Annotated in this window: 11 protein-coding genes; 7 read left to right on the top strand and 4 right to left on the bottom strand. The window is 58.4% G+C overall.

The window, feature by feature from the left end; genetic code table 11:
- Positions 1 to 61 precede the first annotated feature (61 nt).
- The gene (locus tag U1872_RS12865; RefSeq protein ID WP_332793293.1) at positions 62 to 427 is read right to left on the bottom strand and encodes a hypothetical protein; all 366 of its coding nucleotides are present in this window, start codon (positions 425 to 427) and stop codon (positions 62 to 64) included.
- A gap of 355 nt (positions 428 to 782) precedes the next feature.
- On the opposite strand from U1872_RS12865, the gene U1872_RS12860 reads away from it, so the two are divergent.
- On the top strand, positions 783 to 2,084 hold the full coding sequence (locus U1872_RS12860; protein ID WP_332793292.1) for a tyrosine-type recombinase/integrase: 1,302 nt from the start codon (positions 783 to 785) through the stop codon (positions 2,082 to 2,084).
- On the opposite strand, the gene U1872_RS12855 is transcribed toward U1872_RS12860, so the two are convergent.
- Positions 2,081 to 4,276 carry a phage/plasmid primase, P4 family gene (locus tag U1872_RS12855; RefSeq protein ID WP_332793291.1) on the bottom strand — a complete coding sequence of 732 codons (2,196 nt, stop codon included), beginning with the start codon at positions 4,274 to 4,276 and terminating at the stop codon, positions 2,081 to 2,083. The two genes, U1872_RS12860 and U1872_RS12855, sit on opposite strands and share 4 nt — an antisense overlap.
- Positions 4,201 to 4,443 carry a helix-turn-helix transcriptional regulator gene (locus U1872_RS12850; protein ID WP_332793290.1) on the bottom strand — a complete coding sequence of 81 codons (243 nt, stop codon included), beginning with the start codon at positions 4,441 to 4,443 and terminating at the stop codon, positions 4,201 to 4,203. Before U1872_RS12850 ends, U1872_RS12855 begins: the two co-directional genes overlap by 76 nt.
- A gap of 2,051 nt (positions 4,444 to 6,494) precedes the next feature.
- Between U1872_RS12850 and U1872_RS12845 the strand changes: the two genes are divergently transcribed.
- The 5 genes from U1872_RS12845 to U1872_RS12825 all read left to right on the top strand — a co-directional run bounded on the left by U1872_RS12845 (position 6,495) and on the right by U1872_RS12825 (position 10,015).
- Positions 6,495 to 6,887: a hypothetical protein gene (locus U1872_RS12845; RefSeq protein WP_332793289.1), complete on the top strand. Its 393-nt coding sequence runs from the start codon at positions 6,495 to 6,497 to the stop codon at positions 6,885 to 6,887.
- A gap of 17 nt (positions 6,888 to 6,904) precedes the next feature.
- Positions 6,905 to 8,557 (top strand): DUF262 domain-containing protein, encoded by a 1,653-nt coding sequence (locus U1872_RS12840; RefSeq protein WP_332793288.1) that lies wholly within the window; start codon positions 6,905 to 6,907, stop codon positions 8,555 to 8,557.
- Positions 8,554 to 8,694 carry a hypothetical protein gene (locus tag U1872_RS12835; RefSeq protein ID WP_332793287.1) on the top strand — a complete coding sequence of 47 codons (141 nt, stop codon included), beginning with the start codon at positions 8,554 to 8,556 and terminating at the stop codon, positions 8,692 to 8,694. Before U1872_RS12840 ends, U1872_RS12835 begins: the two co-directional genes overlap by 4 nt.
- Before the next feature lie 135 nt (positions 8,695 to 8,829).
- Positions 8,830 to 9,099: a hypothetical protein gene (locus tag U1872_RS12830; protein ID WP_332793286.1), complete on the top strand. Its 270-nt coding sequence runs from the start codon at positions 8,830 to 8,832 to the stop codon at positions 9,097 to 9,099.
- Positions 9,100 to 9,415: 316 nt separating this feature from the next.
- The gene (locus U1872_RS12825; RefSeq protein ID WP_332793285.1) at positions 9,416 to 10,015 is read left to right on the top strand and encodes a hypothetical protein; all 600 of its coding nucleotides are present in this window, start codon (positions 9,416 to 9,418) and stop codon (positions 10,013 to 10,015) included.
- Positions 10,016 to 10,069: 54 nt separating this feature from the next.
- Here U1872_RS12825 and U1872_RS12820 read toward each other — a convergent pair whose 3' ends face one another.
- Complete coding sequence (locus U1872_RS12820; RefSeq protein WP_332793284.1) at positions 10,070 to 10,585, bottom strand: zinc ribbon domain-containing protein; 516 nt, start codon at positions 10,583 to 10,585, stop codon at positions 10,070 to 10,072.
- A gap of 1,685 nt (positions 10,586 to 12,270) precedes the next feature.
- Between U1872_RS12820 and U1872_RS12815 the strand changes: the two genes are divergently transcribed.
- Entirely contained in the window at positions 12,271 to 12,990 is a 720-nt protein-coding gene (locus U1872_RS12815; protein ID WP_332793283.1) for a hypothetical protein, read from the top strand.
- Positions 12,991 to 13,044: the final 54 nt, after the last annotated feature.

The following is a 13,044-nucleotide window of genomic DNA, read 5'->3' as shown; positions in this document are numbered from 1 at the left end:
GCCACAGGAAAAGGGCGGGGACGGCGCGACGCCACCCCCGCCCGCAACGCTGGGCCTGGGCTCAGCAGCTGCAGCCGAAGCCCTTCTTGAGGATCATCTTGCCGGCGACCGACAGCGTCAGCTCGATGCCGCACGGAATGCCCCATTTGGTGCAGATGTGGAGGCATGCCTGCACCGCCGTACCGTTGGGCACCCACGCCGGCACCGCAAAGCATTTGCTGCCGATGCCGAGCGGAAGGTTGAGGCACACCTTGCCGTTGGTGACAGTCACGCTGATGCATTGCGCGGCGATCGTCAGCGCGCCGTCGGTCAGCGTGGGTTCGCCAGCCGAAAACGAATGGCGCAGCATTTCGCCATTCTCGTGCGCGGCGGCCAGCGACTGCTCGATGATCTTGTGGTCGAACGAAGGATAGTGTTCCGTAGCCATGATCCTGCTCCCTTGTTGTGCCCAATTGTGGCGGGGAACAGATATCACGACTTGCCGCTCTGCTTCGCGGATACGGCTCCATTTCGGACCCAGCCTGTCGCGGGACGCGGCGACGCCGGCGGCGGCGCTGGTGCAGGAGAGGGAATGGTGGGCGATGACGGGCTCGAACCGCCGACATTCTCGGTGTAAAGCAGCGTAATATTATTATAGTGTACTATCATAGAATAACAGGAAAGGGCCGCATTTTATCGTAAAATATTGATTTTAAGCGATTGTTATGCTATACCCGTATATAGACGCTAACGCCAAGACACGAGCTCTTCGTGTACACGGCCGGATACACGGGAAGCACATTATGGGCGCATCCAGACTAAAACCACTGACCGTGAAGGAAGTGGAGAAGTTAACAGCAACTCTTCCAACGACGATCAAGCACCGCTCCCTTGGTGGCGTTCCGGGCTTCGTCTTGGTTCACACACCCGCTGGCCATACGAGTTACGGCCTAAACTACCGCGCGAATGGTGAACGCAAGAAACTTACCTTGGGCAACGCTAAGAGATTGACCCTGGGCAACGCGCGCAAGCTCGCCGGGCAATTTCGGAGCAATATTGAGGCCGGCGGAGACCCGCACGGCGAGAAGTTGAACCAACGCCGGCTGGAAATAGAGCAGCGTCGGCAGGACGCTACCAAGGAGGGCCTGGACGCCGAGCGCATGTGGGAAAAATACATGCGGCTGGTTGCCAGCCAGCTTAGAACCCGCGGCGAGAAAGATCGCATTTTCCGCAAATACATTTTGCCGACCGTGCGCGGTCTCTGCGTCACCGAGATAACTAAAACCCATGCCCTCGCGGCAATTGACACGCTGGTCGATCAGGGCAAGCGGCCGATGGCGGACAAAGTGCGTCAAGAAGGAGCCGCATTCTTCGAATGGCTGATCGAACGCGACCACGTCGAACGCAACGTGTTCGCTCGCATCCGTAAAACCAAGAATGCGAATTCCATCCGGACTCGGGTGCTGTCCGACGATGAGGTCGGCGCGATCTGGCTGGCCAGTGAGGTCGAAGGGCATTGGAGTTGTTGGATCAAATTGCTGATCCTGACCGGCGGCAGGAATATGGAAGTCCGGGGCGCACGCTGGTCAGAATTTAATTTCGAAACTCGGCTTTGGACGATTCCGGCAGAGCGGTACAAGAACGGCTATTCCCACACCGTCTATCTGACGGATGCCATGCTGGAAGTGCTGGACGCCGTGCCGCGTTATGCGGGCATCGATATGCTGTTCCCGGCGGCCGGAAATCCAACTCGGCCGATGTCCGGCGATCAGAAGGTAAAGGGTCGGATCGATCGGCGAATGCGAGAGACTTGGCGCCAGACCAACGACAAAGAACCGGAAAATTGGTGCGTCCACGATTTTCGTCGAACCATAGCCACCGGCCTTCAGCGCCTTGGCTTCCGCCCGGATATCGCCGATCAAGTCATCGGCCACGTTGGCAGCACCCGGAAGGGGGCCGGAGCCCACTACCTGCACCACCGGTATGACGACGAACGGAAAGAAGCTCTCAACACCTGGTCAGATCATATGACCAAAATATGCGCGATTGCGCGCATGCCGAATATGCCCCCGCGTACGCCGCTGCCGACAGGACCAAGCGTCTAAAAAGGCGCAAACTGGCCGTTGCTATCATGCTCCGCCACAATCTTTATGCCGATATAGCACCGCACTGAGTTGATCTCGCCGCGAAGCGAAGCAGGCTTGCAGATGATACCCTTCGTCTTGAGCTTGGCTGTAAATTTGGGTCGAGTGAGCGGGTATTTGAACCCTTGGGCAGTCGCCCAAGCCTGGTAATTGGCATAAACGCGGTCTGCCTTCTCTCGGAAATCCGGACCCGCTTCCGTCGAGTCGTCGAGCCACTGCTGGAGAGTGTCGTTCTCCTCGAAATATTCGGCGGTTGCCGCCTTGACTGCCGGGGACGGTTTAAGCCCTTCTTGATGATAAAGGACCGCGCCGTCGATCATCCAACGTAGGATTGCGCCCGCCTCCGCCCGGAGTTTTTCCGTCAGGTATGGGTCTGGTGCCGTCACTCCCCTGGTAAATTTCAGGACATGAAAGCGTCGCCGGAACTCTGGACCGACCGAGCGCAGGCTAGGCGCTTCATTGCCGGTAATCAGCAGCTTGAACTCGGGCTGGAACTCAAACAGGTGCCCGCCCTTGAAGGATGCCGACTGACTCTCGCCGCCGGTCACTGATTTTATCCGAGCATCGTTCCATGCAAGTCCGCCGTTGATCTCGTTGACCAGGACCAACCGCGCACCCTTGAGCCAGGCAATTTCCTCGTGATGCTGGCCATGCCGGTTCTCGAGGAAGGCGGTATCGGTCGAGGTTCGGGCATAGTCTCCGAGGATATAGCGGAAGGTATTGGAGATGACAGATTTGCCGTCCCCGCCCGGGCCGATCCACAGCGGCAAGCAAGCTTCAGGATTACCGCCGATAAGGAACAGCCCTGCAAGCTTCTGGATATAGCGCAGTTCCGCCTCATCATCTCCGAACCATTCCGGCAGCTTCGAAAGCCAGAGCGCTCCTTCGTAGCTTTCGGCAGGGGAGACGGCGGCACACCGAGTGATATAGTCCTGCGGCTGCTGGGGCCGGACCTCGCCCGTCTTGAGGTCGACCGTCCCAGCAGGCGTGTTGAACAAGTGGGTGTCGGGATCCCAGCTACCTTGATCCATGGAAAATTCGGGTCGATCTCGCAGGGAGCGCTCGACTCCCGAGATCCGCTGACTATCGCGCAATTCATCCGGCAGATATTGATCGATGGCGTAGCGCAGCCGGAACTCATTCTGCTGGCGCCAGCAGATGCCGTCGAAAAAGTACCAGCACGCACGTTCACGATCGTACCGGAAATGGTCACGAGCCTGAGACAGAAAGCCGTCGGCCAGTACGCCGTGGCTTACGCGTCTTAACTTGCGTGGCGCCGTGCCTACCTTCGCCTTGGCGCTGTCAATCCACTCTTGAATTACCTTCTGTGCCTCTGGCCAGTTATAGGCCACACCAGCATTTTCACAGGCCAGCCGTTTCGCCCGATTGGTGCGATCATGGATCTCCCCATCAGACCAGTCACGGCGCACCATCGCCATCACGGCCGAGACGCAAACATCGTGCGTTGACCCCGCTCCCCCCACGCCCTTCCACTCCATGTCGTTCAGCGCGTAAATCGGGTCATCGGCATTTTCGAGGTAGCCCCGGATTTCATCAATTAAGCTGGGCCCGAATACTGGAAGAGTTCGATAATCGACCTCGTGAAGCGGCGCGCCTGCGATCCAACGATACGGCAGCAGGGTGTCAGGATGGATCGACGGCGGCACGACTGCCTGTGCGCCAAGGCACAGGATATCGATAACAGGCTCCTTCTTTCCATCCCGGTGCAGCTTCAGCTTGCTCGTCTTCTGCTCATAGTCGACCCGCACGAAATAGGTCGCGCCCTTCTTGCCTATCTTGGTAGGCACCACCTCACCAATTGCCTGTTCGACGCAGCGGATTAAATTCACGTCGTCGCGGTCGATGTCGAGCGCCAACAATCGCGTGCCATCAGCCCTAAGGTCACCGCACCGGACGCCTAGATTGCTCCGGCGTGCGAAATCGCGCGCAATGCTTTCCTCGGACGGCTGCATAACCTGCCAACCGGGCTGCTTCGCTGCCTTAGTTCTATGCGCAACATAAAGCGGAACGTATCCGAGATGAAGAAGCGCATATGCTTCTGTTAGGAGGGTCTCTGTCACGACGCGTTCTGCCCACCCGCGGCGCGGTCGCGGTTGTCCGCGATCCACGCGTTGATCTCGGACTCCAGCCATACGACGGTACGTTCCCCGATCTTGTGTCGCTTGGGAAAGCGTCCCTGCTGCTCCCATCGGCGCAAACTCATCCAGGAGACGCCGACGAGCTGAAGCACCTCCTTGTGGCGGAGGTAGCGGTCTGATGCGCGGGGGCCGCTGGCGGCCGAAACTTTTTCCTGTTCCATGTAATTGACTCCTGCTGTCGAGCCGACAGGAGCAAACAATCCCTGCATGACCGCGTATCAGAGTTGACATGCGGTCTGGATCGTCCGCTATCGGCACCACCCGTAAAATCACGGGACGTATCGGGGGCACTAGCCACCCCCTCTCCCAACACGGCGGCAGGCGCCGCCCGACACCCTCCCCCCCCGCACGCGGAATGGGAGTTTGCCAAAATTCGAAGATTGCTAGTTTAGAGTGATATGTTCAGCGGTTTTTCGGCGTGATAGCATCTATACGCTGTCCAAGGTTACGCACATCACATGAACCGGTCCGTGTGATATGGCGATGCCTTAGATTTTGTGGACGGTAGACCAAAGTAATGTGTCTCCCACGTACCGCGGGTGTAACTTATAACCTTCATACCTGTATTATTATACTGCGCTGAAAATACATTACATTTACCATTAACACAGACATCTAGTTTATAGGGACAACATCGACCTCGAAGTGACAAGAGAAATAATTCGAGATCAACGTCGATGTTCTCGGCGAGCATCTTGAATGTTGATCGCCCACGGATCGCTGCTTGCCAGGAGCCTTGATCAAGGTGCGCGACACTCGTTCCAAAATCTTGTTCGAATTCCCAGTTGGAATTCTCATATCTTAGAATTTTTTCGCGGATGACGATGGCTCTAAAGTCACGCAACATCGGCCTGACCCTTTTCCATGTTATTCGGGGATACCGCTAGCGCATTCGCACCCCGATCGCGGCACTCGGCGATCTCCTGATGCGCAGTTTCAACGTTCCGACTCATGTGACCCTCCGGCTCGTAAAGAGGGTCACCCATTGCAACAGGGAAATTGGTCGTTGAAAGCGGATAGTGTGCATCACCCCCGACTTTTCCTCGGTCGGCCAGCTTTACGGGTGCCTAGCGCGACACAGCCGAGAGGCGCAGGCATTGCTCTGCCCATAAACAGTATCTCCCCGCCTACATAGCCCGGCCTGAGCCATATCGGAGTGTTCGCTTCCTCGATCTTGCGAAACGTCGTCTCCAAATACTTCCCCCTGAGCCATCGCACGGGTACCGGTCCGCCTTCCCGGGGGCATTGCTCGTAAATCGTCAGCCCGGATTTGCCGATGCTCGACAGTGATCGGCCTTTGGCCTGTTCGGCCCGAACGAAGGCCAATATCTCGCTATCGACATTTATTTTTGGGCGCCCGCGGCCCGGCTTTGCAGCGTCGGTAGTCATCACCATCTCCTCGAGTCAAGAATCAACTATCCCGACTCGAGACTAGGTCCGGTGCCAATTACACGACAAGTCCCCCCCCTTGCGGCCGCATGAAACTGACGGCCCCTGACGTTGGAAGATATTTCGCTGTCAGTAAGCCAGTGATCCCCGATCGATACCCATGAGAGCCGAAGAAAGAGGCGACCCGCCTTTTTACCACCCCCCTGACACCCTGACGGGGGGAGGAATTGGAAGAAGAAGAGGCGGCTGGCGACGCCGATTGGCGGACATGGTCCGGTATCCCTGACGGTCCGACGAGGTGTCAGGAGTGTCAGGGCGTCATGACAGTATCCGTTCGAGCGAATTAGCGCGCCGGTGGCAGAGGTGGCGACCTCGTACCTATCCGTCGCGCGCCGCCCCGGCGGATAGCGATGCTGGGTCCGGCGGCTGCGCTAAATCCCAGACGAATACCTCCGACGGGTCCGGAGCTACGTCAGCACCGCGGATAGATCAGGAACCGGTAACCATTTAGCATCCTGCTATCATGGTGATCACAGATTTGAGATGGCTTGAGATTGAATTCTAGATCGCCGCGGATACACAACGAGCTACACGCAGACGCATCATACTTTGAGATGCAGATTTCTCCGACCGGGAAGCGCTTGCGACCCTCTCCTTGCCAGAATTCATCCTGTTTGTGGCCAGGTATAGGATTTCGATGCCACCGTTCGATTGTGTGCTCCCCTAGTTCTGCCGAGTAGCAAGAGCTGAGACAAAACGGTCGTTCCTGGATGAGCCCTGAAGGTCAACTTGCGCCCAAACCCGCCGTTCGCAAGCGGGAAGCATGGTACACGCGATGCTGCGGGGCGTCGACCGGCTGGCAAGCGTCCCGGGCAGCTACGGCGCAGAGGTCTGCCCGACGCCCGTGCTCGATCGCGTAGTGAACATCCGTGGGCGCGGACGGCTGCGCTTGAGAGCCTCAGATCGCACGTCGATGCGTCGCCGTCCGCGGGATCGGGTTGCAGTGATCCGGATGAAAGCTACGATCTGTACCATGGAAAACACCGCAGCTTGCTTCCTGCAGTCCTATATTAACGCGCTCAACGCGACGTTCGAGGAGCTAATCACCGACGAGGGCGTCGTCGTGACGAATATCATCTTAGGGAAGGCCTTCGAGGTATACCGCGGTATCAGCAGCCCGGATGCCAACATCTACGGTCACGCCTGCAAGTATTGAGTTAGGGAGTTTTTCGAATGGACACGATCAAGGCCGCAGAGAAGGCACTCAAGGATGTCTTCTGCGACCACTACGTTTTCCGGATCCCACCTTACCAGCGCCCCTACTCGTGGACGACCGAGCAGGCAGGCGAACTCCTCGACGACCTCGTCTGGGCCGCCGGAAGCGCCCCGCCTGGAAGCAGGCCGCCGTATTTCCTCGGCAGCGTTGTCGTCATCAAGGATCCGCAGAAGCCTGAGTCCGACGTCGTCGACGGCCAGCAGCGCCTGACGACGCTTACCATCCTCATGAGCGTGCTGCGCGAATTGGCATCGAACGACGTTGAAAAATCGAACATCGACCTCTTCCTCCGTCAGAAGGGCAACTCGCTCTTGGGCACCGAGGACGTCCTGCGACTAACGGTCCGCAAACGCGACGCCGACTTCTTCCGCATCCGCATTCAGGACGGCGAGCCCGGTGGCGTGCTCGAAGCAGCCGACACGGACGCTAGGGGGCGAATGATCGCCAATCGCGACTTTCTACGTGCCGCACTGACCAAGATGACGCCGGAGACGCGGGATCGGCTTCTGCCGTTCTGCGTGCAGCGATGCTTTCTCGTAATCGTCGAGGCATCGAACCCGGAGTCGGCCTACCGCATTTTTTCGGTCATGAACGACCGTGGGCTGGATCTCACCGCGACCGACATACTGAAGTCCGAGATTATTGGCGCGATCCCAGACGAAAAGCTCCAGGTCGCGTACAACGAGAAGTGGGAAGTTCTCGAGGACGGTCTCGGCCGAGAGGCGTTCGGCGATCTGTTCGCCCATCTCCGGATGATCCACCGGAAGCAAAAAATGCGCGCGACGATCGAGAACGAGTTCCGCGACTACGTGAAGCCGAAGGATAGCCCGCTGCAATTCATTGACGAGGAACTCCGGCCGAGCGCCGATGTCTTTGGGCGCATACTCGAACCCGACCTCTCCAAGCCGGTGAGACATCGCCTACTCAAAGGGCTCCATCAGATCGACAACCAGGACTGGCAGCCGCCGGCGATCAAATTCATGGTCGACCATCACGATGACGACGTTGCGATCGATGCCTTTATCATGCGACTGGATCGCCTCGCCTACTTCCTATTTATAACGCGCGCGAACGTGAACGACCGCCTCGGACGCTATGGCGCTCTGCTGACGGAGATCGAAGCGGGTACCGCACTAGCTGGTGGCGTCGCCTTTGACCTGAGCTCGGAAGAGAAGCAGGACCTGCTTCGAGCCCTGGACGGCGACGTCTATCTAAATCAGCGCACACGGCGGCCGATCCTGCTGCGGCTAGACGGCATGCTGACAGACGGAACAGCCCATTACGACCATAGCCTAATAACAATCGAACACGTGCTACCGCAGACGCCCGCTCCGGATAGCGAATGGATCGCGAACTTCCCCGAAGCTGAAATGCGGGACGGCTGGGTCCATCGCTTGGCCAATCTCGTGCTGCTGTCGAAATACAAAAACCCCGCCGCCAGCAACTACGACTTCGACTTCAAGAAAACGAAATACTTTGCCGAGAATGGTGACACGTCGTTCATTTTAACCAGCCAAGTCCGTCAGGAACCGGTCTGGACCACGGACGTGCTGAAGGAGCGGCAGTCCAAACTGCTCGCCCGCATGTCCAACGTTTGGAATCTGGCATGACCGGCTCAGTCAAGGGGCGGTTGTCGCAGCGGATGAAAGCGAAAGGTTTTGTTCTCGATCGCAAGACGATGGTGAAGGGGGACCAAGCGGTCCGAGTGATCGCAGGCATAAGGTTGAAGGCCGACGCGATCTTTTGATTACCGTAACCGTCCGGACGACCGATAATGCCGAGGCTGAACGATCAGCCAGAGGTTTTTTGACACCTCCTGACACGCGCGGGGCAAGGCGGTGTCAGGGCCACGAAATATCTCGATGCGATGCGACGATATTCGATGGATGCGACTTCTCGACTTTCCCAAAAAAAACCTGACACCCTGACATTCATAGGGAGGATCTTGGTAGATATGTCAGAGGTAGAAATCCGGTTCCCTGGAGGCTGTCCTCACAGGGAAGATGGCCTCTTTTCCAGGATCGAGCGAGAGAACGCTTCCATTCTGGACGGCCTGAAGGTCGCGATGCGAAATCCTATCGACGACGCCTCGCCGATCGCGATCGATCTGAAGCTGCACGAGGGGCTGCCTGTGGCGATGAGGCTCGCTTGACGACCGACGAGTCAAAATTCGAAATTGGCTCTGCTAGGTATCTCGCCGTAGCGCTGATCGAAGGCTCGGGACATCATTACGCCTGCATGTTCGACGTGATAATCGTTACCACTCCATTGGCGTAACCGGCAGTCCGGAATGCGCCCAAATCTTAGCAACAAGCCTTTACTTGGGACCAGTCATTGCAGTGCCATCCGTTCCCTTGATCACGGCGGCATGGCCACCGACCGGTAATTGCAAAAGTGCGCCTACACCCCGTAGATTTCGCGGTAGGACCTCGTAAGTTACTGGCAGACACACTGAGGAGCGCAGCCGAATGGCATTCGTAACAGAGGTACACGGTCGCTATGGAATCAAATCTGGTCCGCTGGCCGGTGCTTGGGCAGCTAACGCTATTCTACACAAAACTGTCGTCGCGAAGGCGGCCGGCGCCACCAGGGAAGAAGCGATCGCTAGTCTTAAGTGCGAACTGGACCGAATGGAGCAGCTTGCCGTTTCGGAGTGCGATGCCGAGGGTGCGCCGCCGGCCAACGTATATGAGCGTGCGTTCGGGCACCTGCTGCCAGACATGCCAGATAGTTACATCGCCATGCTGCGTGCACACTTGGCCGCCCCCGATCATCTCATCTCGGCTACAAAGTTGGCGGAAGCAGCCGGCTATTCCGGTTACGAAGGAGCCAATCTCCACTACGGCAAACTGGGACAGCGTGTTGCGGAAGAGATCGGATTTGGTCCGCCACGTAGGGAGGATGGGACGGAGATTTGGACCTGCGCGATCGCGCGGGACACCTCCATGGACACTGAATATCCCGACACGTCCATGCTCGAAGCACTGTCGCGAAACATGGAGACCCTGCATTTCGAGTGGCAGATGCGCCCTCAGGTGGTGCAGGCGCTGAGGACGCTCGGCTTGTAAATGACAAAGCCCCCCGCCTTAAGCTTCACCAGGCTAAAAGATTCAGACTCACGATCATTCCAGGAGCTTGATCGCACCCTTCGCCTGTTCGGTCACGTCTTTCATGACCTTGTCGGCGCATATCATTTTGACCAGCTTCCGATTCTGAGAGCCCCCATCTGGTGAAAATGCGGCAATATCTCGATTGGTGCCGCCATAGCCGTTTTTAGCTCGATATTTGAAGCACACGAGTGAGCCGTCGTCATTGGAATACACTTCGTCAAACGACAACGACGTTGGATCACGCATAGTAGCCCGAAGCGACGCTGCATACAGCGCGATATTGGCGCCGCGCTTTTCAAGAAGCTTTTCCCCCACTCGTTCGGCCGCTGTTTGAACATGCGGCGGGCTGCCTATGTTTCCGACGACACCGGCGAGAATAAACACCCCGAAAAATCCCAGAGCTGTCTTCCCCCATTTTCCGGGCTTTTTCTGTCCGACGAGAGTTTTGCCCTTTGCGCCACATTGTGGGCACGATTTCGCGGCGTCGCTAACCTGCGACCCGCATTCGTTACAACTGATGAGAGCCATCTCGAACTTCCCCGAGATGTCGATCGCGGTACGCCCCCGCTTCGACATCACACCAAGCCCTGGTGATCGGGGAGTTAGTAAACCGTACTGAAACGGTCCCTACGACCTTTAGGCTGGAGAGCCCTGGACATGCGTCGCAGGCTCCCCGACCATAAGGGTCAAGGATGTGTGGACCGCGGCGGGCGATCCAAACCGTTCAGTAAGGGGTTACTAAGCCCCAGAGCCGTGCGTGGCGGCTCCGGGATCATTTGAGCACGCGGAACGGCTCTGCGCAATCATTGGGGCGCTTGCAAACATCGTCGAGATTAGGCGCAGGCAACCGACGCAGCTTATTTATGCGACGGCCGCGCGGCGAAATGTCGCCCCCGCGGACGTAAGGTCCCAGCTCTCGCCATGTTCGTCAGTGCCCGCCAACAGGAGTAGATAACCGGCCAGCGCTAACCGACCCCGCCTCGTCCCGGGGTCGCTAATGGTCAGAACGGCGTCGTCCTCCTGCCGTATCGCGCTCATCGCCCGCTCGGTGGCTGCTAGCGCGGCGTCTGCTGTATCCCCGACCGGCTCCGATGGGCCTCCCAGCTCCCAGCGGCGGCAGGCCCTAGCCGCTCGGCGCGCGGCGTGGGCGGCCTCAACCAAGACTTCGTTGGCAGTGATGAATAAGTGGACCTTACGCATTCGCTGATCTCCTCAATCAGCGAAGGAAAACACGGCGGATATGCCGCGCATAAGTTATTGCGAAGGCGGCCGGGAAGCGACCCTCTCCCTTGAGAGCAGGGCATCCGTAGCCTATCCCGTTTCGAGAGCGCTAGCCCGAACCCGGCGACTGCCGTCGTGTATTCAGCGATGTATACGAGGTTGCTTGCCGCTTGCTTAAGCCGCTCAGGAGCAATGGCATTGAGTGCACCGGCCTAAGCTGGTTTGCTATGCCGGACCCTTGTGATGTAGCGACGCGGTCGGTGCCCGCCCGTCCGCGCGGGTGAACGTCGCGGCGGCGATCTATCTGCTTTAGGGCGATAGGTTCTCGGCCGCAGCCGTCATCGCCTCCCGGAGAGCCGATGACGTCCGCGCGAGGGTCGTTGCCCAGTCACGCTCCGACCAAAGGGTGATCGCGCCTCCGTGCGCCCCCACCCACACCCTCCCCCCGTCGTCGGGGAACAGGTGATGTGCCAAGGGGGGCGAAAGACGTAGTCGACCATCAGGCTGTAGGGATATCCGGCTGTATATCGCCATCGCCGCAAAGGCGAGACGGCCGCGTTCTTCCGTTTCACTCGCCGCGAGGACCGAGCCGATTGCTAGAAGCTCCGAGCTCGCATCGGACATCGGGATGACGGTCACGCCGCCGTCGGCGCCAATCGTCGCCATAAGCCCCAAGGTTGAGCTCGGTTCGCTCCACGAGACTCGCTTGCGGAGGCTGACTGGTATCAGCAGGCGATCGTCCGACGCCCGCTCAACCGGCTCAAGCCAAGTCGTTGGCTCGACATCCGCGATGATATTCCAATTCGGTGTCCGTCCCGCCTTCACGGAATGATATTGGAATAAATTACACGCATAGTCACGCAAGTATGTTTTGCGAGGGTTATCCGCAGGGTCATACCGACCTTATCCACACCGAGAAAGGCAAAAATAGAGAATTCTGTGGCAGGCTTGTATGCAACCTGGTATGCTTATGGAAACAATTGGAGTGTGCGGTGTCGCTGGCGGTGGGTATGGTTTCGGAGCGTTTCTGCTGGACCCGGATGCAGTCCGAGGCCGGAGAGGGGCTTTCGCGGATCGTGCGTCGGAAGGATCTGGAGCGTCGGAGCGGTAACGGCCTGTTCTTCTGGGGAGTTGGAAACGCGCCGTCACGCGCGATTCCAGCGCTTGTGCGAACGGCCGCTGCGATCGACGTCTTGTTTTCGGTGATGAAGTCCAAGCCGAAGTTGCGCGACGTGGCTCCCGAGCGGGTGCTCGTGTGGCAACGCTATATTGATGCCGAAGGTACGGTGCGTCCGATCCCCCGAAACGTTCTCGTCACGAGTAGAGCTGGAAGCCGCGACTTCCATTACGCGCTAATCTGCCGGTCGGAGGTGCCGTTGAACGTTGCGGACGAAGGGCCGTTCGACCCGGCAGCCTGCCGCAATTACGGAGCAGGTGGGGCGGTCGGGGCGTCGCAGGTCACCGCGCTTCTTGAGCGTTGTGCACCGGATGGGTCGGCCAACTACCGTATCGCCATGCGTGCCCGCCTAACCGGAAGCCTTTGGGTGAAGTTGATCGACCCGATCGAGCTCTCCGGCCCGGCGCGCATTGCGCTCGAGGAAGAGCCGGCAGACGAGGCTGCATGGCTTGATTTGGTCGACGGTGCGCGCTCCCATGGGCGCCCTGTCGCCCCATACTCCCCTGCTCATCAGGCCTCCCTGTTCGCTGTTTGATCTCAGGTGCAAGTCCTGCTAGTCTTGACGCAGCCGACGTGCAGAGGATTGGTC

It is taken from the genome of Parasphingomonas frigoris (assembly GCF_036663815.1).
GTDB lineage: Bacteria > Pseudomonadota > Alphaproteobacteria > Sphingomonadales > Sphingomonadaceae > Sphingomonas.
Note: the sequence above shows the minus strand (reverse complement) of the source record. Positions and strands in the feature narration are given on the sequence as shown.

Coding starts and splice junctions, on each gene's coding strand:
- U1872_RS12865 (WP_332793293.1), bottom strand. CDS start 427: ATGGCTACGGAACACTATCCTTCGTTCGACCACAAGATCATCGAGCAG.
- U1872_RS12860 (WP_332793292.1), top strand. CDS start 783: ATGGGCGCATCCAGACTAAAACCACTGACCGTGAAGGAAGTGGAGAAG.
- U1872_RS12855 (WP_332793291.1), bottom strand. CDS start 4,276: ATGGCTGGAGTCCGAGATCAACGCGTGGATCGCGGACAACCGCGACCG.
- U1872_RS12850 (WP_332793290.1), bottom strand. CDS start 4,443: ATGGAACAGGAAAAAGTTTCGGCCGCCAGCGGCCCCCGCGCATCAGAC.
- U1872_RS12845 (WP_332793289.1), top strand. CDS start 6,495: ATGGTACACGCGATGCTGCGGGGCGTCGACCGGCTGGCAAGCGTCCCG.
- U1872_RS12840 (WP_332793288.1), top strand. CDS start 6,905: ATGGACACGATCAAGGCCGCAGAGAAGGCACTCAAGGATGTCTTCTGC.
- U1872_RS12835 (WP_332793287.1), top strand. CDS start 8,554: ATGACCGGCTCAGTCAAGGGGCGGTTGTCGCAGCGGATGAAAGCGAAA.
- U1872_RS12830 (WP_332793286.1), top strand. CDS start 8,830: ATGGATGCGACTTCTCGACTTTCCCAAAAAAAACCTGACACCCTGACA.
- U1872_RS12825 (WP_332793285.1), top strand. CDS start 9,416: ATGGCATTCGTAACAGAGGTACACGGTCGCTATGGAATCAAATCTGGT.
- U1872_RS12820 (WP_332793284.1), bottom strand. CDS start 10,585: ATGGCTCTCATCAGTTGTAACGAATGCGGGTCGCAGGTTAGCGACGCC.